The sequence below is a fragment of the Lutimaribacter saemankumensis genome (assembly GCF_900100005.1).
Taxonomy (GTDB): Bacteria; Pseudomonadota; Alphaproteobacteria; order Rhodobacterales; family Rhodobacteraceae; genus Lutimaribacter; species Lutimaribacter saemankumensis.
Genome location: NZ_FNEB01000001.1, coordinates 285,465 through 306,511 on the forward strand (window position 1 = coordinate 285,465; position 21,047 = coordinate 306,511).

Annotated in this window: 23 protein-coding genes and 2 tRNA genes; 8 read left to right on the top strand and 17 right to left on the bottom strand. The window is 63.8% G+C overall.

Going from position 1 to position 21,047, the window contains the following annotated elements; genetic code table 11:
- Nucleotide 1: 1 nt before the first annotated feature.
- Nucleotides 2–1,207: an acetyl-CoA C-acetyltransferase gene (locus BLT50_RS01395; protein ID WP_090025760.1), complete on the bottom strand. Its 1,206-nt coding sequence runs from the start codon at nucleotides 1,205–1,207 to the stop codon at nucleotides 2–4.
- A gap of 147 nt (nucleotides 1,208–1,354) precedes the next feature.
- On the opposite strand from BLT50_RS01395, the gene BLT50_RS01400 reads away from it, so the two are divergent.
- Entirely contained in the window at nucleotides 1,355–2,224 is an 870-nt protein-coding gene (locus BLT50_RS01400) for an alpha/beta fold hydrolase (RefSeq protein ID WP_139170451.1), read from the top strand.
- Nucleotides 2,225–2,247: 23 nt separating this feature from the next.
- Here the strand turns inward: BLT50_RS01400 and BLT50_RS01405 are convergent, their stop codons facing one another.
- The 3 genes from BLT50_RS01405 to BLT50_RS01415 form a co-directional block, all read right to left on the bottom strand.
- A complete protein-coding gene (locus tag BLT50_RS01405) occupies nucleotides 2,248–2,568 on the bottom strand; it encodes a DMT family transporter (RefSeq protein ID WP_090026977.1) in 321 nt (106 codons plus the stop codon).
- 221 nt (nucleotides 2,569–2,789) lie between these two features.
- A tRNA-Asn gene (locus BLT50_RS01410) sits at nucleotides 2,790–2,864 on the bottom strand.
- A gap of 77 nt (nucleotides 2,865–2,941) precedes the next feature.
- Nucleotides 2,942–3,862, bottom strand: coding sequence for an MBL fold metallo-hydrolase (locus BLT50_RS01415; protein WP_090025764.1), 921 nt, complete (start codon nucleotides 3,860–3,862; stop codon nucleotides 2,942–2,944).
- 40 nt (nucleotides 3,863–3,902) lie between these two features.
- On the opposite strand from BLT50_RS01415, the gene BLT50_RS01420 reads away from it, so the two are divergent.
- A complete protein-coding gene (locus tag BLT50_RS01420; protein WP_090025766.1) occupies nucleotides 3,903–5,195 on the top strand; it encodes an ATP-binding protein in 1,293 nt (430 codons plus the stop codon).
- A gap of 22 nt (nucleotides 5,196–5,217) precedes the next feature.
- On the opposite strand, the gene BLT50_RS01425 is transcribed toward BLT50_RS01420, so the two are convergent.
- Nucleotides 5,218–5,293 (bottom strand) — tRNA-Ile (locus tag BLT50_RS01425).
- Nucleotides 5,294–5,400: 107 nt separating this feature from the next.
- Here BLT50_RS01425 and purM point away from each other — a divergent pair.
- The 3 genes from purM to rnd all read left to right on the top strand — a co-directional run bounded on the left by purM (nucleotide 5,401) and on the right by rnd (nucleotide 8,289).
- Nucleotides 5,401–6,447 carry a phosphoribosylformylglycinamidine cyclo-ligase gene (gene purM, locus BLT50_RS01430; RefSeq protein WP_090025768.1) on the top strand — a complete coding sequence of 349 codons (1,047 nt, stop codon included), beginning with the start codon at nucleotides 5,401–5,403 and terminating at the stop codon, nucleotides 6,445–6,447.
- The gene (gene purN / locus BLT50_RS01435) at nucleotides 6,444–7,034 is read left to right on the top strand and encodes a phosphoribosylglycinamide formyltransferase (protein WP_090025770.1); all 591 of its coding nucleotides are present in this window, start codon (nucleotides 6,444–6,446) and stop codon (nucleotides 7,032–7,034) included. The genes purM and purN overlap by 4 nt, the downstream gene beginning before the upstream one ends.
- Before the next feature lie 94 nt (nucleotides 7,035–7,128).
- On the top strand, nucleotides 7,129–8,289 hold the full coding sequence (rnd, locus tag BLT50_RS01440; protein ID WP_090025772.1) for a ribonuclease D: 1,161 nt from the start codon (nucleotides 7,129–7,131) through the stop codon (nucleotides 8,287–8,289).
- Between the two features lie 9 nt (nucleotides 8,290–8,298).
- Here the strand turns inward: rnd and BLT50_RS01445 are convergent, their stop codons facing one another.
- The gene (locus BLT50_RS01445; RefSeq protein ID WP_139170452.1) at nucleotides 8,299–8,811 is read right to left on the bottom strand and encodes a hypothetical protein; all 513 of its coding nucleotides are present in this window, start codon (nucleotides 8,809–8,811) and stop codon (nucleotides 8,299–8,301) included.
- A gap of 128 nt (nucleotides 8,812–8,939) precedes the next feature.
- On the opposite strand from BLT50_RS01445, the gene BLT50_RS01450 reads away from it, so the two are divergent.
- Complete coding sequence (locus BLT50_RS01450; RefSeq protein WP_090026979.1) at nucleotides 8,940–9,347, top strand: SufE family protein; 408 nt, start codon at nucleotides 8,940–8,942, stop codon at nucleotides 9,345–9,347.
- 15 nt (nucleotides 9,348–9,362) lie between these two features.
- Here the strand turns inward: BLT50_RS01450 and BLT50_RS01455 are convergent, their stop codons facing one another.
- From BLT50_RS01455 to BLT50_RS01505, 11 genes are all read right to left on the bottom strand, one after another.
- The gene (locus tag BLT50_RS01455; protein WP_090025776.1) at nucleotides 9,363–9,590 is read right to left on the bottom strand and encodes a ribbon-helix-helix domain-containing protein; all 228 of its coding nucleotides are present in this window, start codon (nucleotides 9,588–9,590) and stop codon (nucleotides 9,363–9,365) included.
- Entirely contained in the window at nucleotides 9,587–9,763 is a 177-nt protein-coding gene (locus tag BLT50_RS01460) for a DUF4169 family protein (protein WP_090025778.1), read from the bottom strand. The genes BLT50_RS01455 and BLT50_RS01460 overlap by 4 nt, the downstream gene beginning before the upstream one ends.
- Before the next feature lie 110 nt (nucleotides 9,764–9,873).
- Nucleotides 9,874–11,268, bottom strand: coding sequence for a class II fumarate hydratase (gene fumC / locus BLT50_RS01465; RefSeq protein ID WP_090025780.1), 1,395 nt, complete (start codon nucleotides 11,266–11,268; stop codon nucleotides 9,874–9,876).
- Between the two features lie 82 nt (nucleotides 11,269–11,350).
- Entirely contained in the window at nucleotides 11,351–11,815 is a 465-nt protein-coding gene (locus BLT50_RS01470; RefSeq protein ID WP_090025782.1) for an SspB family protein, read from the bottom strand.
- Nucleotides 11,816–11,892: 77 nt separating this feature from the next.
- On the bottom strand, nucleotides 11,893–13,131 hold the full coding sequence (chrA, locus tag BLT50_RS01475) for a chromate efflux transporter (RefSeq protein WP_090025784.1): 1,239 nt from the start codon (nucleotides 13,129–13,131) through the stop codon (nucleotides 11,893–11,895).
- Nucleotides 13,132–13,154: 23 nt separating this feature from the next.
- Nucleotides 13,155–13,904, bottom strand: a complete 750-nt coding sequence (tpiA, locus tag BLT50_RS01480) for a triose-phosphate isomerase (protein ID WP_090025786.1) — start codon at nucleotides 13,902–13,904, stop codon at nucleotides 13,155–13,157.
- Between the two features lie 87 nt (nucleotides 13,905–13,991).
- Nucleotides 13,992–14,369: a HesB/IscA family protein gene (locus tag BLT50_RS01485; protein ID WP_090025788.1), complete on the bottom strand. Its 378-nt coding sequence runs from the start codon at nucleotides 14,367–14,369 to the stop codon at nucleotides 13,992–13,994.
- Between the two features lie 28 nt (nucleotides 14,370–14,397).
- Entirely contained in the window at nucleotides 14,398–15,129 is a 732-nt protein-coding gene (locus BLT50_RS01490) for a DUF3307 domain-containing protein (protein WP_090025790.1), read from the bottom strand.
- Nucleotides 15,126–15,791, bottom strand: a complete 666-nt coding sequence (locus BLT50_RS01495) for a hypothetical protein (RefSeq protein WP_139170453.1) — start codon at nucleotides 15,789–15,791, stop codon at nucleotides 15,126–15,128. Before BLT50_RS01495 ends, BLT50_RS01490 begins: the two co-directional genes overlap by 4 nt.
- Nucleotides 15,792–15,856: 65 nt before the next feature.
- The gene (locus BLT50_RS01500; RefSeq protein WP_090025794.1) at nucleotides 15,857–16,219 is read right to left on the bottom strand and encodes an SUF system Fe-S cluster assembly protein; all 363 of its coding nucleotides are present in this window, start codon (nucleotides 16,217–16,219) and stop codon (nucleotides 15,857–15,859) included.
- A gap of 91 nt (nucleotides 16,220–16,310) precedes the next feature.
- Nucleotides 16,311–17,099: an enoyl-CoA hydratase-related protein gene (locus tag BLT50_RS01505; protein WP_090025795.1), complete on the bottom strand. Its 789-nt coding sequence runs from the start codon at nucleotides 17,097–17,099 to the stop codon at nucleotides 16,311–16,313.
- Between the two features lie 110 nt (nucleotides 17,100–17,209).
- Here BLT50_RS01505 and tgt point away from each other — a divergent pair, with 110 nt between their 5' ends.
- Nucleotides 17,210–18,337 carry a tRNA guanosine(34) transglycosylase Tgt gene (gene tgt, locus BLT50_RS01510; protein WP_090025797.1) on the top strand — a complete coding sequence of 376 codons (1,128 nt, stop codon included), beginning with the start codon at nucleotides 17,210–17,212 and terminating at the stop codon, nucleotides 18,335–18,337.
- Between the two features lie 214 nt (nucleotides 18,338–18,551).
- Complete coding sequence (lon, locus tag BLT50_RS01515) at nucleotides 18,552–20,960, top strand: endopeptidase La (protein WP_090025799.1); 2,409 nt, start codon at nucleotides 18,552–18,554, stop codon at nucleotides 20,958–20,960.
- The last annotated feature ends 87 nt before the right edge of the window (nucleotides 20,961–21,047 follow it).

Below are 21,047 nucleotides of genomic sequence, written 5' to 3' on the forward strand. Positions count from 1 at the left end.
GTCACACCCGTTCGATCAGTGTTGAAATTCCCATGCCGCCGCCGACGCAGAGGCTGATCATCGCGCGTTTGGCGCCGCGGCGTTCCAGCTCGTCCAGAACGGTCGATACCAGCGCGCCGCCGGTCGCGCCCAGCGGATGGCCCATGGCGATGGCGCCGCCGCAGACATTGGTGATCTCGTGGTCGAGATCGAGATCGCGCATATAGCGCAGCGCGACCGAGGCGAAGGCCTCGTTGATCTCCCAGATGTCGACATCGGCCTGGCTCAGGCCGGCCTTGGCCAGGCACTTCTTTGCGGCAGGGCCCGGGCCCGTCAGCATGATCACCGGGTCGGTGGCCAGAACGGCAGTGGCGAGGATGCGGCCGCGCGGCTCAAGCCCCGCGTCGCGGCCCGCCTGTTCGCTGCCGATCAGCACGGCGCTCGCGCCGTCCACGATGCCCGACGAATTGCCGGGCGTGTGGACATGGTTGATGCGGTTGACCTGCGGATATTTCGCGATGGCCATCTCGTCCATCCCCAGCGCACCCATCTGCGCAAAGCTCGGCTTCAGGCTGCCCAGCGTCTGCATGTCGGTGCCCGGCTTGATGAAATCGTCACGCTCCAGCACCACCGTGCCGTTGACGTCGCGTACCGGCATGACCGAGCGGTCGAACCAGCCATTGTCCCGCGCATGTGCCGCGCGGCGCTGGCTTTCCATGGCGAAGGCGTCAACGTCTTCGCGGCTGTAGCCGTCGAGCGTGGCGATCAGGTCGGCGCCGATCCCCTGCGGGACCGAGTTCTGATCGAGCACGAATTCAGGGTCCGCGAACATCGGCCCGCCGGACGACCCGATGGGCACGCGGCTCATGGATTCCAGCCCGCCCGCGACGACCAGATCCTCCTGGCCCGATCCGACCTTTGCGGCGGCCATGTTCACGGCTTCCAGCCCAGAGGCGCAGAAGCGGTCAAGCTGAACGCCCGGCACACTTTCGTCCCAGCCTGCCGACTGCGCAGCGGCCTTGGCGATGCAACTGCCCTGTTCCAGAACCGGTGCGACGCAGCCCATGATCACGTCGTCGACCCGCGCGGTATCGAGATCATGGCGTTCCTGCAGGCCCTCCAGCAACCCGGCCAGCAGGCGGATCGGTTTGACTTCGTTCAGCGTGCCGCCTTGCTTGCCCTTGGATCGGGGCGTGCGCACGGCGTCAAAGATATAGGCCTCGGCCATGATCCTTGTCCTCCTCCCAATGATTGCGGTCAGCCTAGGGGCGGGAGCCGGCCTATTTCAATCGGGCGCGCGGCAAATGCCCCAACGTCACGGGGGTTGTGCGGCGGGCCTGCGGCGATCAATCTGCCCGGAAAGGGAGGGCAGGGCATGCAGATCACCGCCAACGGCATCAAGCTGGAAGTCGAAGAACACGGCGCTGGGTCGAACCCTGCGCTGATCCTGATCCGGGGTTTGGGCACACAATTGATCCACTGGCCGCGCGAGTTGATCGAAGGCTTCGTCGCGCAGGGCTTCCGCGTGATCACCTTCGACAACCGCGACATCGGCAAAAGCGCGCGCTGCCCCGCACCGGGTGTCGATGGCCGGGCTGAAACGATCCTTGCCGATCTGGCCGCGGACAGGCCGTTGCGGCCGGCATATTCGCTGAATGACATGGCGCAGGACGTGATCGGCCTGATGGATGCGTTGCGGATCGCAAAGGCGCATGTGTTCGGAATTTCCATGGGAGGAGCCATCACGCAACTTCTGGCCATACACCACGCCGACCGCCTTTTGTCCGCAACCATCGTAATGACGCTCGCGCATTTCACCGCATCACCCGGAATAGAGGCACTGCTCAGTCAGCCGCAGGATCGCGCCGGTTTCATCGAAACTGCGCTTCAGGGCGACCGTGCCTGGGGCTCTCCCGGATTCGGGGCGCCCGAAAGCTATTTCCGCGACCTGGCCGGGCGCGCCTATGATCGCGGGGCCGATCCCGAAGGTGTGAACCGTCAGCTTCTGGCCACGCTCACATCGGGCGACCGACGCGCGGCGCTGCGCGAGGTCGATCTGCCCTGTTTTGTCATTCACGGCGCCGACGATACCCTGGTGCCGCCCGAAGGCGGAGAGGAAATCGCTGCGCTGATCCCGCGGGCCGAGTTGCAGATCATCGCCGGCATGGGTCACGTCATAACCCCGAAGCTCGCGCCCCTGCTGGTGGAAAAGGTTTCCGATTTCATCGCGCGGCGGGCAGTGTAGGCGGGCATTGCCACCCCCCTTGTTCAGTGCTGCGAAGACAGCTTCATCAGGATGAGACCGCAGATGATCAGGGACGCGGCCACCAGGCGCATGGCGCTAACCTGTTCGCCCAGAATGAAGATGCCGACAAGAAACGCCCCGATGGCGCCGATGCCGGTCCAGATCGTGTAGGCGGTGCCAAGTGGCAGCGTCCGCATCGAGATTGCCAGCAGACCGAAACTGCCGACCATGAACACAACCGTCCCGATGCTCGGCCAGAGGCGGGTGAAACCCAAGGACTGCTTCATCAGCGAGGCCCAGACGACCTCCAGCAATCCGGCGATAATGAGATAAATCCAGGCCATGACAGCCCCCTTTTCATACCGCCGGGCCGTCCCGGACATGGAACCCTGAAAAAGGGACGAGGACGTTGCCTCGATCGCGATGCGACATAGGCGTCGGCAGGCAGCGAACAAGGCACAGAAAAGGTTTGGCGGTAAATCGTTGCTCAATGGCGACAGATCCCACCCTGCCGGGCAACGAAAACAAAAAAGCCCTCAAGTCTTTGCGACTTAAGGGCTTTTTATGGCTCCGGCGGTAGGGATCGAACCTACGACCAATTGATTAACAGTCAACTGCTCTACCGCTGAGCTACGCCGGAACACTGTGGAGGGCGATGTAGCAAAAGCGATTCCGCTCGTCCAGAGGGTTTTGACATAAAAATTCGGCTTTCGGTCCTCAATCGCCTTCGATCATGGAAAACACGGCTTTTGCGGACAAGGCTCCTTGCGGCGCAACAAGGTTTTTACCCACCAGATCAACGAGATGCGCGAAAACATTGCGTTCCGCGGCCGGCAGAAGGGCCGCAGGCGTGTCGGTGTAGATCGCGCGCGTCAACATGCCGGCATCGGCGGGGCCATCCTCGAGCGCGGCCAGGATCGCCGCTTCGCGCCCGCGGCGGTGGCCGGTCAGCCAGTCGATCCGGCCAGCGGGATCGGTAACAGGGGCGCCGTGGCCGGCATGCAGGATGCGAAGCCCCTCGGCCCTCAGCCGGTCGCAGGACGCCATGAAATCGGTCAGGTCTCCGTCTGGGGGCGAGACAAGCGAACTGGCCCACCCCATCACCAGATCGCCGGAAAAACCGATATCGCCCCAGACAAAGGACAGGTGGTTGCCGAAATGCCCCGGCGTCCAGACCGCCCGTATTTCCCAACCATCGCCCTGCAGGATTTCGCCATCCGCAAGCGCGACGTCCGGGCGAAATGCGACATCGACCCCTTCGCCGCCACCGGCAAGCCCCTGATCGGCCAGCATCTCCATCACCGCGCTGCGCCCCGATCGTGCGTCGCCGAAGGCATAAACAGGTGCGCCCGTGACCCTGGAAAGGGCGCGCGCAAGGGGCGAATGATCGAGGTGGGCATGCGTCACGAGGATATGGCTGACATGCTGACCAGGTCCGACCGCATCGAGGATCGCCTGCAGATGCGCGGGATCGTCGGGGCCGGGGTCGATCACGGCCAGCCCGGTATCCCCGACAAGATACGTGTTCGTGCCCCGCCATGTCATCGGTGACGGGTTCGGCGCCACGATCCGCCGCAAACCGGGCGAAAGCGTTTCGGCTGTTCCGGTCGGCGGGTCGAAGTCTTCTGGCAGGTCCATGGCGCTTTCTCTTTCTGTCGGGCAGGGCTAGGTTTAGCGCATGTCGTTCAAATGGCTCAAACCATATATGCCTCGGGGGCTTTACGGGCGCGCCGCGCTGATCCTGGTTCTGCCGGTCGTCGTGGTGCAGCTTGTCGTATCGGTTGTTTTCATCCAGCGCCATTTCGAAGACGTGTCGGAACAGATGGCAAAGGAAATCGCGCGCCAGATCAACCTGTTGCTGGCAGAACCCGACTCGCAGGCAAGGGCGGCGCTGGCCACGGCGCTGAATTTCAACCTCGCCCCGGCGCGGCCCGACAGTGTGGATGACAGCCGCGTATGGTACGACCTGACCGCGGGGAACGTGATGCGCGCCCTGCATCGCGAGTTGCCGGCGCTCGACGCGGTCGAGCTTCCGAACACACGGCGCGCCATCCTTACGTTGCGCCCGGCTGGGCAGGCCGCCTTTGCGGTCGAGCTGGATCGCTGGCGGCTGTCGGTGCGCAACCCGCACCAGTTGTTCGTGAACATGATCTTTTTCGGGGTGCTGATGACGGTGATCGCCTTCATCTACATGCGCAACCAGCTGCGCCCGATCAAACGGCTGGCCCGCGCGGCCGAGGCGTTCGGGCGCGGACGTCATGTCGAGTATCACCCCTACGGCGCGCTCGAGGTGCGGGCCGCGGGAAGCGCCTTTCTCGATATGCGCGCGCGAATCGAGCGCCAGATCGAACAGCGCACGCTGCTTTTGTCGGGGGTCAGCCACGATTTGCGCACGCCGCTGACCCGGCTGAAGCTGGGGCTGTCGTTTCTCGACGATGACGAGCGGGAACCGCTGGAACGCGATGTCGAGGAAATGCGCCGGATGATCGACGAATTCCTGTCCTTCGCCAAGGGCACCGCCGAGGGCGACGCCGAAGCCACCGATCCCATCGACCTGGTTCGCGGGCTGGTCGAGGACCATCAGCGCGAAGGCCAAACCGTCACCCTGCATGACATGGACGGGCAGGGGATGGTGCCGCTGCGCGCGGTGGCCATTCGCCGTGCGGTGGACAACCTGATCAACAATGCCGTGCGCTACGGCACACGTGCCGAGGTTTCGGTCACGCTTTCGGACCGGTCGCTGCGCATCCGGGTCGAGGATGACGGCCCCGGCATCCCGCCCGAACAGCGCGGCGATGCGATGCGGCCCTTTACCCGCCTCGATACCGCGCGCAACCAGAACCGCGGCTCGGGCGTCGGCCTGGGGCTGGCGATTGCCGCGGATATCGCGCGCGCGCATGGCGGCGTTCTGCGGCTTGGCGAAAGCGACAGGCTCGGGGGGCTGTGCGCGGATATCGTGATCGCGCGCTGATCGCACGGGCGGATCGGGAAAGTGGTAGGCCCGGAGGGACTCGAACCCCCAACCAAGGCGTTATGAGCGCCCTGCTCTAACCATTGAGCTACAGGCCCGACCTGACCTGTTCGTAGCAGGAAGCGGGCAGGGGTCAAGGCTTTGCCGTTGCCTTGGCGCGCGCGATGGATTACCCCGCGCGGGAATGGCAACAGGGGGGCGTCCCATGACCACCGGCAAGAATGGCATCACCTATGCGCAGGCGGGCGTCGACATCGACGCGGGCAACGAATTGGTCGAACGGATCAAACCCGCGGCAAAGCGCACCGCGCGCCCGGGCGTGATGGCCGGCCTTGGCGGGTTCGGCGCGCTCTTCGACCTCAAGGCGGCCGGATACAGAGACCCGGTTCTGGTGGCTGCGACCGACGGCGTGGGCACCAAGCTGCGCATCGCGATCGACACCGGGCATTTCAGCACGATCGGCATCGATCTTGTGGCCATGTGCGTGAACGACCTGGTCTGCCAAGGTGCCGAGCCGCTGTTCTTCCTGGACTATTTCGCCACCGGCAAGCTGGAGCTGGATGCGGCGACCGACATCATCAACGGCATTGCCAAAGGGTGTGAACTGTCCGGCTGCGCGCTGATCGGCGGCGAGACCGCCGAGATGCCAGGCATGTATTCCAAGGGCGATTTCGACCTTGCGGGCTTTGCCGTCGGCGCGATGGAACGTGGTGCCGACCTGCCTGCCGGCGTGTCCGAGGGCGATGTGCTCTTGGGGCTGGGGTCGAACGGGGTGCATTCCAACGGCTACAGCCTGGTGCGCAAGCTGGTCGAGGTTTCGGGCCTTGGCTGGGATGCGGATTGCCCCTGGACCGACGGCAGCCTGGGCGCGGCCCTGCTGGCGCCAACGCGGCTATATGTAAAGCAGGCGCTGGCGGCTGTCCGGTCGGGCGGGGTTCATGCGCTGGCGCACATCACAGGTGGCGGGCTGACCGAAAACCTCCCCCGCGTCCTGCCCGAGGGTCTGGGCGCCGAAATCGATCTCGACGCCTGGGATTTGCCGGGCGTGTTCGGCTGGCTGCGCGAAACCGGCGGCATGGCCGAGGCGGAGATGCTGAAAACCTTCAACTGCGGCATCGGCATGGTTCTGGCCGTCGCGGCGGACCGCGCAGATGCTCTTGCCGCCGAGCTGACCGAGGCGGGCGAAACCGTCTGCAAGCTGGGCCGGGTCGCGGCCGGTGAAGGCGTGCGCTACACGGGCACACTGAGGTGACGAAGCGTGTCGCGATCCTGATTTCGGGCGGTGGCTCCAACATGGTGCGACTGGTGGAAAGCATGGTGGGCGACCACCCGGCTCGGCCCTGCCTGGTCCTGTCGAACGTGCCCGATGCGGGCGGCCTGCAAAAGGCGCGCGACATGGGTGTCCCAACGGCCGTGGTCGATCACCGCGCGTTCAAGGGCGACAGGGAAGGCTTTGAAAAGGCGTTGATTTCCGAAATCGATGCTTACCAGCCGGATATCATAGCGCTTGCCGGCTTCATGCGCATTCTGACGCCGGTGTTCATAGATTATTACGCGGGCCGGATGCTGAACATCCACCCGTCGCTTTTGCCGAAATATCGCGGCCTGGACACCCATGCGCGCGCCATTGCGGCGGGTGACGCTGAGGCCGGGTGCTCCGTGCACGAGGTCACTGCAGAACTGGATGGCGGCCCTATCCTCGGGCAGGCGCGGGTTGCGATCGACGCGGACGATACGCCCGACACGCTGGCTGCGCGCGTGCTGGAACAGGAACATCGCCTCTACCCGGCGGTTCTGCGCCGCTTTGCATCGGACGACCGTCGCCGGCTGGACCTGTAGGCGCGGGTTTTCATTTGCGCCCGTCTATCCTATACCGCCGCATCACGACTGGCAGGGCGCGCCGAGGCGCGCAGCATGAATCGAGCTGAAAGCCATGAAAACGATCAAGACCACGCAAGAGCTTGCCGCCTTCTGCGAAGCGGCCCGCGCGCATGACTACGTCACCATCGACACCGAGTTCCTGCGCGAACGCACCTATTACTCCAAGCTCTGCCTGATCCAGCTTGCCATGCCTGGCGAGGATGACGACACCGCCGTCCTGGTGGACCCGATCGATGGTGATCTGTCGCTCGATCCGCTGTATGACCTGTTCCGCGACCCCACGGTCGTCAAGGTGTTCCACGCCGCGCGGCAGGATCTGGAAATCTTCTATGTCGACGCCAAGGTCTTTCCCGAACCCTTGTTCGACACCCAGGTCGCGGCGATGGTCTGCGGTTTCGGCGAACAGGTGGGTTATGAAACGCTGGTACGAAAGATCGCCCGCGAAAACCTGGACAAATCCAGCCGCTTCACCGACTGGTCGCGCCGCCCGCTGAGCGATGCGCAGAAAACCTATGCGCTGGCCGATGTGACGCATCTGCGCAAGATCTACGAGTTTCTCGCCGCCGAGTTGAAAAAGAAGGGCCGGGAACAGTGGGTCGCGGAAGAACTGAAGCTGCTGACCAATCCCGAAACCTACGAATCGCGCCCGTCCGAGGCATGGCAGCGGGTGAAAACCCGCACGAACTCGGGCAAGTTTCTTGCCATCGTGCGTGAACTTGCCCGCTTTCGCGAGGCCTATGCCCAGTCGCGCAACATTCCCCGCAGCCGGGTGTTCAAGGATGACGCGCTGGTCGAGCTTGCCTCGACCAAGCCGCGTTCGATGAACGACCTCGGCAAGTCGCGGCTGTTGCTGCGCGAAGCCCGCAAAGGCGAAATCGCCGACGGAATACTGGCCGCGATCGAGGTGGGCGTCAGTTGCCCGCCCGAGGATTTGCCCCGACTGCCCAAGACCCGCGAAAAACTGCAGGTGAACCCGGCATTGGCCGACCTGCTCCGCGTGCTTCTGAAGGCCAAGACAGAAAGCAGCGGCGTGGCGCCCAAGCTGATCGCCTCGGCGGCGGATCTGGATGCGCTTGCCGCGGGGCAGCGCGACGTGCAGGCCCTGCACGGGTGGCGCCGCGAAGTGTTCGGCGCCGATGCGGAACGGCTGTGCGATGGCAAGATCGCCCTGGCCGCGAAGGGCCAGAACATCAGGATCGTCGAACTGGACTGAACGCGCGCCTTAGCGGCGGCTTTCGCGGGCGTTGCGCGCGGCGCTGACGCGAATCCGGCGGATGCCCTCAAGCTCCTGGTCGCTCAGATGCGTGGCAACCACCACCGGGCGGGGCAGGCGCACCGTGTTGGACGTCACCTGCGGAAATTCACCCTGCAATTCGAAATGCAACTCACCCTGGCGGTCGGTGGGTTTGGGAACCAGGCGGATGTCGTAGGCGTCCGCCCGCTGCGCGATGCCTTCGACGCGGATGATCGCGCCATCCGCCACCCGTTCGATGCGCAGCTCGGTCACCTGATCCAGCGGCCGGCCGAGATAGATGTTCTCGTCCCGCCGGAACAGGCTCGCACGGCGTTGCGGAATCAGGGGATTGGCCTCTCCGGTTGCCGCGGGATCGACATCGGCCGGAACCTCGCGGCTGCCGCCGAACCAGTTGAACGGGTTGATCCGCGATTCCCGGATCGCGCCACAGGCGCTGAGTGTCATCGAAACGACCAGAAGGGCCACGAGGGGTCTGCGCATGGGTTTGCCTATCCTTGCCTTGCCTGTCGGTTTAGAGCATCGGGCCTGCCTTGAAAAGACGCAACACCTCTGGACCTTTGGACAGACGCGCCTTACCTCGTGGCGTGACCGCGAAAGAAGGGGGCATCATGGCGACCGAGGCATTCGAAGAGATCGTCGGGGATTTCGAGTTTCTTGAGGACTGGGAAGACCGCTATCGCCACGTTATCGAACTGGGCAAGGCGATGGATCCGCTGGATGACGCGCTCAAGGTGCCGGCGACCAAGGTGGATGGCTGCGCCAGCCAGGTCTGGCTGCACATCGCCCCCGCCGGTGACCGGTTTCATTTCGACGGCGACAGCGACGCGATGATCGTGCGCGGCCTGATCGCCGTGCTGCGCGCGCTTTACAACGATGTGCCGGTAAGGGACGTGCCGGGCATCGACGCGCAGGCGGAACTTGCAAGGCTCGACCTGCAGGATCACCTGTCGTCGCAACGCTCGAACGGGTTGAAGGCGATGATCCAGCGGATTCGGGATACCGCGGCGGCCGCCTGAAACCTCGCCTGACGCTCAGCCGCCCGCGCCGGCACGGTAGTGGCGCAGAACGAACACCCGTATCGCAGACCCCAGTCCGGTTTCCGGGTCGCGGTCAGCGTCGATTTCAGCGGCCAGCACGTTGATCGGCTTGCCCGTTTCCTTTGCGATGGTGCGAAATGCCTGCCAGAACTCGTCTTCCAGCGAAACGCTGGTGCGATGACCCTGCAGGGTCAGCGACCGTTTGACGGGACGGCCGCTCATTCGTCGCGCTTGTGGCCGTCATGCCGCGAACGCAGGCGGTCGGCCTCGGCCTTGTCGCGCGCTTTCGCGCCCTTGCTGCGCCCGAATTTCACTGCGTTTTCATCGGCTTGGCGCTTGTCACGCGACTTGGCGCGTGCCTTGCGGGCCTTATTGAGGTTCACGATTTCGCTCATGCATCACAAAGTGACGAAAAGCGCGCGTGCCGTCCAGTGGCACGCGCGCTCATCGGGTCTTTTCACACCCTTTTCGCGATGAAAGCCCACAAGGGCTTGAAAAGCGGCCCTCAGTCCTTGGGGCCGATCATCTGTTCGGGACGCACGACCCGGTCGAAGGTTTCCTCGTCCACAAAACCGAGGGCGATCGCCTCTTCCTTCAGGGTGGTGCCGTTCTTGTGCGCGGTCTTGGCGACCTTGGTGGCGTTGTCATAGCCGATGGTGGGGGCCAGCGCCGTGACCAGCATCAGCGATTCCTTCATCAGCTTGTCGATGCGCGGCTCGTTCGCCTGGATGCCCAGCAGCATGCGCTCGGTAAAGCTGTCTGCCGCATCACCCAGCAACTGGATGGATTGCAGCAGGTTGTAGGCCATCATCGGGTTATAGACGTTCAGTTCGAAATGCCCCTGCGAGCCGGCGAACTTGATCGCCGCGTCGTTACCCATGACGTGGGCGGCGACCTGGGTCAGCGCCTCGGCCTGCGTCGGGTTGACCTTGCCGGGCATGATCGAGCTGCCCGGCTCGTTCTCCGGCAGGATCAGTTCGCCCAGGCCCGACCGCGGACCCGACCCAAGGAACCGGATGTCGTTGGCGATCTTGTAGCAGCTGCCCGCAACGGTCGCGACTGCGCCCGACATGAACACCATCGCGTCATGCGCGGCCAGCGCCTCGAACTTGTTGGGGGCGGTTACAAAGGGCAGGCCGGTGATCTCGGCCATGTTCGCCGCGACCGTTTCGCCCCATCCCGTTTTCGTGTTCAGCCCGGTGCCGACGGCCGTGCCGCCCTGCGCCAGCTCGTAGATGCCGGGCAGCGTGGCCTTGATGCGTTCGATCCCCTGGCGGATCTGGTGGGCATAGCCGGAAAACTCCTGCCCCAGCGTCAGCGGCGTCGCATCCTGCGTGTGGGTGCGGCCGATCTTGATGATATCCTTGAATTCTTCGGATTTCCGCTCAAGCCCGGCCAGCAGCTTCTCCAGCCCGGGCAGCAGCACGTCGCGCACGCTCATGGCGGCGGCGATATGCATGGCGGTCGGGAAGGTGTCGTTCGACGACTGTCCCATGTTGCAGTGATCGTTCGGGTGAACCGGATCCTTCGATCCGATCGTGCCGCCGAGGATTTCGATCGCGCGGTTGGCGATCACCTCGTTGGCGTTCATGTTCGATTGCGTGCCTGACCCGGTCTGCCAGACGACAAGCGGGAAGTTGTCGTCGAACTTGCCTTCGATCACCTCGCCCGCGGCCTGGATGATCGCATCGGCGAGTTTCCCATCCAGCGCCCCCGACGCCTTGTTGGCCTGTGCGCAGGCCTTCTTGATGACGCCAAGCGCACGCACGATCGCGACGGGCTGCTTTTCCCAGCCGATCGGAAAGTTCATCACGCTGCGCTGGGTCTGTGCGCCCCAATACTTGTCTGCGGGCACTTCAAGAGGGCCGAAGCTGTCGGTTTCGGTGCGGGTCTTGGTCATGGAATGGCTCTCCTCAACGGTTCGGGTGTCTCATACCTGACCGTACGGAAAGATCAATGACGTCTACCGCGGGATACCGCGATCAATGCTTGCGGAAACTGTCGAGGCTGACGACCTCGGCATCGTGATGCTCTTCTTCGGCCTCGGTGAAATCGGCATCGTCCGAAGGGTCGGGATCGTCGTCTTCGTCGTCGCTGTGGGAATCGAAGCGCAGGCCGAATTCGACGGACGGGTCCACGAAGGTCTGGATCGCGTCATAAGGGATATAAAGCGGCTCGGGGCTGTCGCCGAAATTCAGCGTCACGGCAAAGCCGTCCTCGCCCACTTCCAGCCCGTCGAACCAGTGTTGCATCACAACCGTCATTTCCTGCGGATAGCGGTCGCGCAACCAATCGGCCAGTTGCGCATCCGGGTGCGTGGTGTCGAACGTGATGAAGAAATGATGCGCCCCCGGCAATCCGTTGTCCTGAACACCCTGCAAGACCTCCTGGATGAGGCCACGCATCGCGCGATGCATCAGCTTGCCATAGTCGATGGGTGTGGACATGGGGACTCCGTAAGTTCCTGTCGCGATCATAGGGGATTCGGAACGAAACAAAAGGGGGTGTGCGCAATCGGCGTGCGTCACATCACCCCCGCGGCAAGACCGGCCAGCGCCATCAGCGCCAGCGCTGCGGGCAAGGGCATCCGGGCCACTAAAAGCAAGAGCGCCGCAAGCGCCGTCAACGCCAGCGCCGTGGGGTCGAGACTGCCGGGAACGGGCAGGGGGCCAAAGCCTGTCGCCACAATCTCGGCGAACAGAACGTGCAGGGCGAACCACACAGACAGCGACAGGATCACGCCGACCACCGCCGCCGTGATCGCCTTGAGCGCGCCGGAGATGCGCGGCAGGGCGGCCAGCCATTCGATGTATGGGGCGCCGGCAAAGATCCACAGGAAACAGGGGGCGAACGTCATCCACAGCGCAACCAGCCCCGCCGCCGCTGCCATGCCAGGCCCGCCCGCACCGTGGCCGGCCAGTATGCCCGCGAACTCGGTCACGAGGATCAGCGGCCCCGGCGTCGTTTCCGCCAGCCCCAGCGCGTCGATCATCTGCGCGGTGCTGAGCCAGCCGTAGTCGCTGACGATGGTCTGGGTCATGTAGGCCAGCACCGCGTAGGCCCCGCCGAAGGTGACGACCGCCAGTTGCGAAAAGAACAGTGCGATTTCTGTCAGAAACCGCGCGCCCGACATCCAGAGCAGGGCAAGCGGCCCCAGCCACACCGCGCCCCAGATCGCGACCGTGCGCAGCGTTTGCGACAACGGCACACGGGCAGGCGGCGCGGCTTTGGATTCGGTCGATGTCAGGTACCCCCAGATCGCGGCGCATCCGATGATCAGCGGAAAGGGCAGCCCGAGCGCGAAGATGCCCAGGAAGGCGCCCACCGCCAGCACCCACGCGCTGCGCCGTGTCAGAGCGCGCCGCGACAAGGTGATCAACGCGTTCAGCACCACGATCAGCACCGTTGCCTTGATGCCCAGGAACATCGCCTGCGCCCAGTCCTGCGCGCCGAACCTGATGTAAAGTGCGGCCAGCGCCGCGATCACAAGCGCGCCGGGCAGAACGAACAGCCCGCCCGCGATCAACCCGCCTGTCACGCCGCGCAGCCGCCATCCGGCATAGGTGGCCAGCTGCATCGCCTCGGGGCCGGGCAGCATCATGCAGAACGACAAGGCGCGCAGGAACCGCTCTTCGTCCAGCCAGTCGCGGTTCTCGACAAGCTCGCGGTGCATAAGCGCGATTTGCGCGGCGGGCCCGCCGAAGGACAGAACGCCGATCCGTCCAAAGACGCGCGCAAGCTCGCGCAGGGTCGGGCTGTGCATCTGCGCGCCTCCGGGCCGGGCTCTCAAGCCTGTTCGAGCGCCTTGATGATCGGGGAAAATTCATCCGCGGTCAGACTGGCACCGCCGACCAGCGCGCCGTCCACGTTCGACACGGCAAACACGGTGGCAGCGTTGTCCGGTTTGACCGATCCGCCATAGAGCAGCCGCGCCGAGCGGCCCGCACCCGCGCCAAAGCGGCGTTCCAGCCGTGCGCGGATGAAATCGTGCACTTCGCCGATCTGGTCCGGTGTCGGGATGCGGCCGGTGCCGATCGCCCAGATCGGCTCATAGGCGATCACCAGGTTTTCGCCCGTGGCCGTGTCGGGCACCGAAGCGGACAACTGCCCGCCGATGATGTCGAGCGTGTTCAACGCCTCGCGCTGCGCCAGGCTTTCGCCGACGCAGATCACCGCCATCAGGCCGGCCTCATGGGCCGCGCGCGCCTTGGCGCGGACGGTTTCGCTGTCTTCCTCGTGGTCCTCGCGGCGCTCGGAATGTCCCAGGATCACCGCCTGTGCGCCGGCATCCGCCAGTTGGGCCGCCGAAATATCGCCGGTATGCGCCCCTGCGGCTTGGGTGTGGCAATCCTGCCCGCCGATCCGCAGCGCGTGATCGCGCACCAGCCCGGCGGCCGCATGGATCAGGGTTGCAGGCGGGCACAGCAAAAGATCGACGGAAGGATCGGGATGGGCAGCTTTCAGCGCCTCGATCTGTGCAAGATCGGCCAGCGTGCCGTTCATTTTCCAATTGCCTGCCGCCAGCTTGCGTCGCATTCCCATCCCTCGGTCCTGTTTCGTGAATGGGCGCATAATTGGCATCTGCGCGCGCAGGTCAAGCCACGCGTGGACGCGACGGGCGGATCAGCCCTGCTGTTCGGCGCTGAGCTCTTCGATATCCTTGAACTTGATCGACTCGCCGCAGCCGCAGGCGTCTTCGACATTGGGGTTGTTGAAACGGAACCCCGATTCAAGCAACGACACCTCGTAATCGATTTCGGTGCCGAACAGGAACATCTGCGCCATCGGTGCGATCATCACGCGCGCACCCTCCTGTTCGACCACTTCGTCATGGGGGTCGATTTCGGTGGCGTAATCCATGGTGTATTCCATGCCCGCACAGCCGCCTTTCTTGACGCCGATGCGCAGGCCCTGGTTGCCATCGCGCTCCATCAGCTTGCGAATCTGGGCCGCCGCGCGGTCTGTCATGGTGACGGCCTGTTTGCCGGGGATCGAAAACATCTTGGCGCTCCTTTGCCTTATACCCAATCTAGGGCAGGAGAGGGCCGATCTCAAGCGGGGGAAGCAGCGTTAGCAAGCCCAAAGTCGCATAGCTGGCCGCGATCGCCCAGCCGAATGAGGCCAGCGTGCCGATGATCACGTATTCCGCCGTGCGCTGATCGCGGGTGGCCGTGCCGAAACGCAGGATGGATTTCGCCGCCACGAGAAACCCGACGCCCAATGGCTGCCCCAGCAGGATCAGCAGAAAGATCAGCCCGCGTTCGAGCATCCCGATCATGCGCCCGCCATCGCGCAGGCCATTGTTGCGGATGCGCGCACCATGCGGGCGCATCAGGATGCCCACGGCATATTGACCGGCCGTCGTGGCGGCGATCAGGCCAGTGACCAGAGCCATCAACGGCAGCAGCCAGGCGTTTTCAGAATAAATCCCGTCATGCCAGAGGTTTGGCGCATAAAGCGAAAGTGCTGCAATGGTTGCAATATGGGCCGCCTGATCGGCCAGAAAGCCGCCGATCCGGTTGAGATTGCCATAGGTCTTGATCGCGTCGATCACGATGTGAACGCCCGCAAGCGCCAGCAATTCCGGCGCGCTCACTTGCCCGGTCGCGGCCTGCGCGGTCAACAGAACGATGACGCCGTGCAGCAGCAACATCCCCGGATTGCGTTTGTCCGTGACCATCCTGCGGGTTTGCAGCACGAAATCCGCAAGCACATGCGCCAACAGAAGGGCGGTGAAGGTGGCGGCGGCCGCGCCTGTCATCGGTGCGTTTCCCAGACGTGTTGGATATGGGTTTCATACGCGGTCAGGGCCTCGCGGAGCGCCGATAGCCCCGTAGCGGCAAGCCGCAACTGGATGGCCTGGCGCGAAACACCGAATTTCCCGGCGATCTCTTCCTGGGTTGGCGCCTGACTTCGCAGCGCCTCGAACAGCGCCTCGGCCTGCGGGGCGGTCCATTGCTGGGATTGCCAGTCCAGCAGCCCCACCAGCGCAGGGATGAACGGGCCACAGCGCCAGTCTATCGCAAGGTTCTGGTTCCGCTCCATCCCGTCCAGCATGTCGCCTGCACCGATGAACGCCTCGCCGCTGGCCGCGCCCAGATCGCCATCGGGCGGAAGGATCGCCTGACCGATGCCAATGGCGATGCGGGTGGACAGCCCCGTTTGCGCCTTGAGCGCCGCAACGATGCGCAAGGCCGCCCGTAACGCTGGTTCGGCATGGGGAAGGTAAATCTGCCACCCGTCGCCCCGGTGGCGATCAAAACGAAGTGTGAGGGCAGTATCGCGCGCAATGTCCTCGGCCGCAGACTCGATGCAGGACATGGCTGTTTGCAGCGCGTTTGCGTCGATCTTGCGTGATTGGCGCAGATCGCCTGTCAGCACGGCGGCAAATTCGGTTTCGGCAGTTGCCCGGGTAAAGCCCATACTTGCATCCTTCATTTGCAAGTCATAAGGCTTGCAATAAGAAAAAGCAAGCGAAAAGGCTTGCCTTACATGAAGCCGAGCTCCAGCCGCGCCTCGTCCGACATCATGTCCATGCCCCAGACGGGTTCCCATGTCAGTTCGACATCGACCTGCTTGACCCCTTCGATGGGTTCGACCGCATCGGCGACCCAGCCCGGCATGTCGCCCGCCACGGGGCAGCCCGGCGCGGTCAGCGTCATGATGATGCTGACGGCGTTCTCGTCGTCGATTTCGATCGTGTAGATCAGCCCGAGATCGTAGATGTTGACCGGAATTTCCGGGTCGAACACCGAACGGCACGCATCGACGATCTTTTCGTAGAGAGGGTGATCCGTGCTGGAGGGCTTGATCAGCGGCGTGCCTTCGAGCGGGTCTGCGGTATCGGTCATCAGTTTGCCTTGCCTCGGGTCGGTGTATTTCCTGACTGAACATATAGGAAATAGATCGGGTGAGGTCCAGTGCGGACGCAGCGGCGCACGGTCAGATCTTGATCCCGGTCCGGCCTTCTATTTCCGCGGCCAGCCGGCCTTCGTCCATGAAATGGCCGATCATCACCTCGGTGGCGAGCTCATAAGCCTGATCGAGTGGCAAATCGAGATGCGCCTTGAGGGCCGCCTTGCCGTCGCGCACGGGGCCGGGGTTGCGGGTGGCGAGTGTTTGCGCGAATTCGAAAACCGCGCTTTCCAGCGACTCGGGTGGCAAAACGCGGTTCGCAAGCCCCGTCCGCAAGGCCCAGCCGGCATCCATCGGCTCGGCCGACAGCGCCAGTTCCATGACTTGCTTGTACCCGACCGCCCGCGACACGGCGACGGCGGGGGTGGTGCAGAATCCGCCATTGCGCACGCCCGGCAGGCAGAATGTCGCCCGGTCGGACACGAATACCATGTCGCACGAGGCCGCCAGTTGCAGGCCCGCCGCGGTGGCGATGCCATCGACCATGGCGATTGTCGGCTTGGGATGCGTGGCAAGGCGCAGCATCATTTGGGCGCAGGCCCCGAAAAGGTCGGTCAGGAACGCGTGGCCGTTGTCGTCGTCTGCGCGGTGGTGGGCAATTTCCTTGAGATCGTGACCCGCGCAAAAGATGTGGCCCGGCCCTTCGATCACCAGAACGCGGGTGTAGGTGTCGTCGGCTGCGGCATCCAGTTCGCCACGCAGCGCCGCGATCATCGCCGATGACAAGGGATGCGCGGGCATCCGGCCAAGCGTGATCCGGCGCACGCCTTGCGCGACGGTGCTGGTGACAAGCGGCTCTTGCGGCATCTGGTTCATGATCTGTCCTCCCACGGCGAATATTGCCGGGCGTTGCGCGGCGCGGCAACCCTTGGCTTTTTCCCCCGCGCGGGCATAGAAGGGCGCGGACTGAACGACACGAGGCCATGATGAGCGGTGTGACATTCGAACTGAAGGCGACGGACGGGCGGGCGCGCACGGGTGTGATCCGCACCACGCGCGGCGACATCCGCACACCGGCCTTCATGCCAGTGGGCACCGCGGCGACCGTCAAGGCGATGATGCCCGAAAGCGTCGCGGCCACCGGGGCCGATATCCTTCTGGGCAACACCTATCACCTGATGCTGCGCCCGGGCGCCGAACGCATCGCGCGGCTGGGCGGGCTGCACAAGTTCATGAACTGGGACAAGCCCATCCTGACGGATAGCGGTGGCTTCCAGGTGATGAGCCTGTCGGACCTGCGCAAACTCACCGAAAAGGGTGTGACCTTCCGCAGCCATGTGGACGGCTCGAAACACGAGCTGACGCCAGAACGCTCGATGGAAATCCAGCGCCTTCTGGGCAGCGATATCGTAATGTGCTTTGACGAATGCCCGGCCTTGCCCGCGGATCGCAAGCGCATCGAAGAGTCGATGCGCCTTTCGATGCGGTGGGCGGCGCGGTCAAAGGACGCGTTCGGCGACAGGCCCGGTCACGCGCTTTTCGGCATCCAGCAGGGCGGGTTGGAGCCCGACCTGCGCGAGGAATCGGCCAAGGCGCTGCAGGAGATCGGGTTTGACGGATATGCAATCGGCGGGCTGGCCGTGGGCGAGGGGCAAGAGGCGATGTTCGCCTGTCTCGATTATGCGCCCGGTCAACTTCCCGCCGACAGGCCGCGCTACCTGATGGGTGTGGGCAAGCCAGATGACATCGTGGGCGCGGTCAAACGCGGTGTGGACATGATGGATTGCGTTCTGCCCTCGCGGTCCGGGCGCACCGGACAGGCCTGGACGCGGCGTGGGCAGGTCAACATCAAGAACGCGCGCCATTCCGACGATCCCCGTCCGCTGGACGAGGAGTGCACATGCCCGGCCTGCCGCAACTACAGCCGCGCCTATCTGCACCACGTGTTCCGCGCGGGCGAGATGATCAGCGGCATGCTGCTGACCTGGCACAACCTTCATTACTATCAGGAAATCATGGCAGGCATGCGCGAGGCCATTGCCGAAGGGCGCTTCGACGCCTGGGAAGCCGCGTTCCACGCCACGCGCGAAGAAGGCGACATTCCCGCACTTTGAGCGGGCTTTGAACGCCTTTGCCGCGAATATTGCGTAATTCGACGGTTTGCGCGCTTGCCCCCGGATCAAGGCGGGGGCAAACTGAACCTCACAGGGCGGGTATATGGTTGAAACCGGGTTAACGGTGCCCCAGATATACCCCTGAACACAAAAGGGGGCGGGCATGTCGCCAAGACCGGGGCCTGTACCGTCTGCCGCTTGAAAAGGACCGAGCATGCAAGAGCTGAATTCCTCTTATCCCGTACTGCCGCTGCGCGACATCGTGGTTTTCCCCCACATGATCGTGCCGCTGTTCGTGGGACGGGAAAAATCCGTACGCGCCCTGGAAGAGGTGATGCAGGACGACAAGCAGATCCTGCTGTCCAGCCAGATCGACGCCAGCGCCGACGACCCCGACGCCGACGGTATTTACCGCACCGGTGTGCTGGCCAACGTTCTGCAACTGCTGAAACTTCCCGACGGCACCGTGAAGGTGCTGGTCGAAGGGCAGGCGCGTGTGCGGATCGTCGAATTCCTTGAAAACGAGTCGTTCTTCGAAGCCCGCGCCGAGGCGCTGGAAGAGGAGACCGGCGACGAGGCCGTGATCGAGGCGCTGTTGCGCTCGACCGCCGAGGAATTCGAACGCTACGCCAAGGTGAAAAAGAACATACCCGAAGAGGCGCTGGTTTCGGTTTCCGAAACCTCGGAGGCGGAAAAGCTCGCCGACCTCATCGCCGGGCATCTGGGCATCGACGTCGCGCAAAAGCAGGAACTGCTTGAAACGCTCAGCGTGAGCGAGCGCCTGGAAAAGATCTATGGCCTGATGCAGGGCGAAATCAGCGTTCTGCAGGTCGAGAAAAAGATCAAGACCCGCGTGAAAAGCCAGATGGAGAAGACCCAGCGCGAATATTACCTGAATGAGCAGATGAAGGCCATTCAGAAGGAGTTGGGCGACGGCGAGGACGGCGAAGGCGAGATTGCCGAACTCGAAGAGCGCATCGAAGCGACCAAGCTGTCCAAGGAAGCGCGCGAAAAGGCCGATGCCGAGCTGAAAAAGCTCAAGAACATGAGCCCGATGAGCGCCGAGGCGACGGTGGTGCGCAACTACCTCGACTGGATGCTGTCGATCCCATGGAACGTGAAAAGCCGCACCAAGAAAGATCTGTCCAAGGCGCAGGATGTCCTTGATACCGACCATTACGGCCTTGAAAAGGTCAAGGAACGGATCGTCGAATACCTGGCCGTGCAGCAGCGTTCGAAAAAGCTGAAAGGCCCGATCATGTGCCTTGTCGGCCCTCCGGGCGTGGGCAAGACCTCGCTGGGCAAATCCGTGGCCAAGGCCACGGGGCGCGAATTCATCCGCATCAGCCTGGGTGGTGTGCGCGACGAATCCGAAATTCGCGGCCACCGCCGGACCTATATCGGCTCGATGCCCGGCAAGATCATCCAGGCGATGAAGAAGGCCAAGACCAACAACCCGCTGATCCTGCTCGATGAAATCGACAAGATGGGCCAGGATTTCCGCGGCGACCCGGCCAGCGCGATGCTCGAGGTGCTCGACCCCGAACAGAACTCGACTTTTGTCGATCATTACCTCGAGGTCGAATACGACCTGTCGAACGTAATGTTCCTGACGACGGCGAACTCCTACAATATGCCGGGGCCGCTTCTGGACCGGATGGAGATCATTCCACTTGCGGGCTATACCGAGGACGAAAAGCGCGAGATCGCGAAACAGCACCTCGTGCCCAAGCAGATCAAGAACCACGGCCTGCGCAAGGGCGAGTTCTCGATCAGCGACGACGCGCTGGACGAAATGATCCGCCGCTACACCCGCGAAGCCGGTGTGCGGAACCTGGAGCGTGAGCTGGCCAAGGTCGCGCGCAAGGCGATCACCAAGATCGTCAAGGGCGAGGTCAAATCGGTCGAGGTCACGGCCGAAAACCTTGACGACTATCTTGGCGTCAAGAAATACCGCTATGGTCTGGCCGAGAAAGAGGATCAGATCGGCGTCGTGACCGGGCTGGCCTATACCAGCGTCGGCGGCGACCTGCTGCAGATCGAAGCCCTGCGCCTTCCGGGCAAGGGCCGGATGAAGACCACCGGCAAGCTCGGCGACGTGATGAAGGAATCGATCGACGCCGCCAGCAGCTATGTCCGGTCGATCGCGCCCCAGATCGGGGTCAAGCCGCCGCGCATGGATCACTGGGATATCCACGTTCACGTGCCCGATGGGGCGACGCCGAAGGACGGACCAAGCGCCGGGCTTGCGATGGTGACCGCCATCGTGTCGACGCTGACGCAGATCCCGGTCCGCAAGGACATCGCCATGACCGGCGAGGTCACGTTGCGCGGCAACGCCACCGCCATCGGTGGGCTCAAGGAAAAACTCCTGGCGGCCCTGCGCGGGGGGATCAAGACGGTCCTTATCCCGGAAGAGAACGAGAAAGACCTGGCCGAGATCCCCGACAACGTCAAAGAGGGGCTCAAGATCATTCCCGTCACCCATGTGAGCGAGGTGTTGGAGCGTGCCCTTGTCAGGCAGCCAACCCCCATCGAATGGGACGAGGCCGCCGAAGAAGCCGCCGCCGCCAAGGCAGCGACACAAGGGGCCGGCGACGGTCAGGGCGCGGTCACGCACTGACCTGTTGGCCTTGAGGTTTCAAAAGATGGAAGGGCGCACCATGCCGGTGCGCCCTTTTTCGTAACACGATGCTTGCGGTGCAGCAAA

What these genes read in the sequence shown, in the direction of transcription:
- BLT50_RS01395 (WP_090025760.1), bottom strand. Translation starts at nt 1,207, where the DNA reads ATGGCCGAGGCCTATATCTTTGACGCCGTGCGCACGCCCCGATCCAAG.
- BLT50_RS01400 (WP_139170451.1), top strand. Translation starts at nt 1,355, where the DNA reads ATGCAGATCACCGCCAACGGCATCAAGCTGGAAGTCGAAGAACACGGC.
- BLT50_RS01405 (WP_090026977.1), bottom strand. Translation starts at nt 2,568, where the DNA reads ATGGCCTGGATTTATCTCATTATCGCCGGATTGCTGGAGGTCGTCTGG.
- BLT50_RS01415 (WP_090025764.1), bottom strand. Translation starts at nt 3,862, where the DNA reads ATGGACCTGCCAGAAGACTTCGACCCGCCGACCGGAACAGCCGAAACG.
- BLT50_RS01420 (WP_090025766.1), top strand. Translation starts at nt 3,903, where the DNA reads ATGTCGTTCAAATGGCTCAAACCATATATGCCTCGGGGGCTTTACGGG.
- purM (WP_090025768.1), top strand. Translation starts at nt 5,401, where the DNA reads ATGACCACCGGCAAGAATGGCATCACCTATGCGCAGGCGGGCGTCGAC.
- rnd (WP_090025772.1), top strand. Translation starts at nt 7,129, where the DNA reads ATGAAAACGATCAAGACCACGCAAGAGCTTGCCGCCTTCTGCGAAGCG.
- BLT50_RS01445 (WP_139170452.1), bottom strand. Translation starts at nt 8,811, where the DNA reads ATGCGCAGACCCCTCGTGGCCCTTCTGGTCGTTTCGATGACACTCAGC.
- BLT50_RS01450 (WP_090026979.1), top strand. Translation starts at nt 8,940, where the DNA reads ATGGCGACCGAGGCATTCGAAGAGATCGTCGGGGATTTCGAGTTTCTT.
- BLT50_RS01455 (WP_090025776.1), bottom strand. Translation starts at nt 9,590, where the DNA reads ATGAGCGGCCGTCCCGTCAAACGGTCGCTGACCCTGCAGGGTCATCGC.
- BLT50_RS01460 (WP_090025778.1), bottom strand. Translation starts at nt 9,763, where the DNA reads ATGAGCGAAATCGTGAACCTCAATAAGGCCCGCAAGGCACGCGCCAAG.
- fumC (WP_090025780.1), bottom strand. Translation starts at nt 11,268, where the DNA reads ATGACCAAGACCCGCACCGAAACCGACAGCTTCGGCCCTCTTGAAGTG.
- BLT50_RS01470 (WP_090025782.1), bottom strand. Translation starts at nt 11,815, where the DNA reads ATGTCCACACCCATCGACTATGGCAAGCTGATGCATCGCGCGATGCGT.
- chrA (WP_090025784.1), bottom strand. Translation starts at nt 13,131, where the DNA reads ATGCACAGCCCGACCCTGCGCGAGCTTGCGCGCGTCTTTGGACGGATC.
- tpiA (WP_090025786.1), bottom strand. Translation starts at nt 13,904, where the DNA reads ATGCGACGCAAGCTGGCGGCAGGCAATTGGAAAATGAACGGCACGCTG.
- BLT50_RS01485 (WP_090025788.1), bottom strand. Translation starts at nt 14,369, where the DNA reads ATGTTTTCGATCCCCGGCAAACAGGCCGTCACCATGACAGACCGCGCG.
- BLT50_RS01490 (WP_090025790.1), bottom strand. Translation starts at nt 15,129, where the DNA reads ATGACAGGCGCGGCCGCCGCCACCTTCACCGCCCTTCTGTTGGCGCAT.
- BLT50_RS01495 (WP_139170453.1), bottom strand. Translation starts at nt 15,791, where the DNA reads ATGGGCTTTACCCGGGCAACTGCCGAAACCGAATTTGCCGCCGTGCTG.
- BLT50_RS01500 (WP_090025794.1), bottom strand. Translation starts at nt 16,219, where the DNA reads ATGACCGATACCGCAGACCCGCTCGAAGGCACGCCGCTGATCAAGCCC.
- BLT50_RS01505 (WP_090025795.1), bottom strand. Translation starts at nt 17,099, where the DNA reads ATGAACCAGATGCCGCAAGAGCCGCTTGTCACCAGCACCGTCGCGCAA.
- tgt (WP_090025797.1), top strand. Translation starts at nt 17,210, where the DNA reads ATGAGCGGTGTGACATTCGAACTGAAGGCGACGGACGGGCGGGCGCGC.
- lon (WP_090025799.1), top strand. Translation starts at nt 18,552, where the DNA reads ATGCAAGAGCTGAATTCCTCTTATCCCGTACTGCCGCTGCGCGACATC.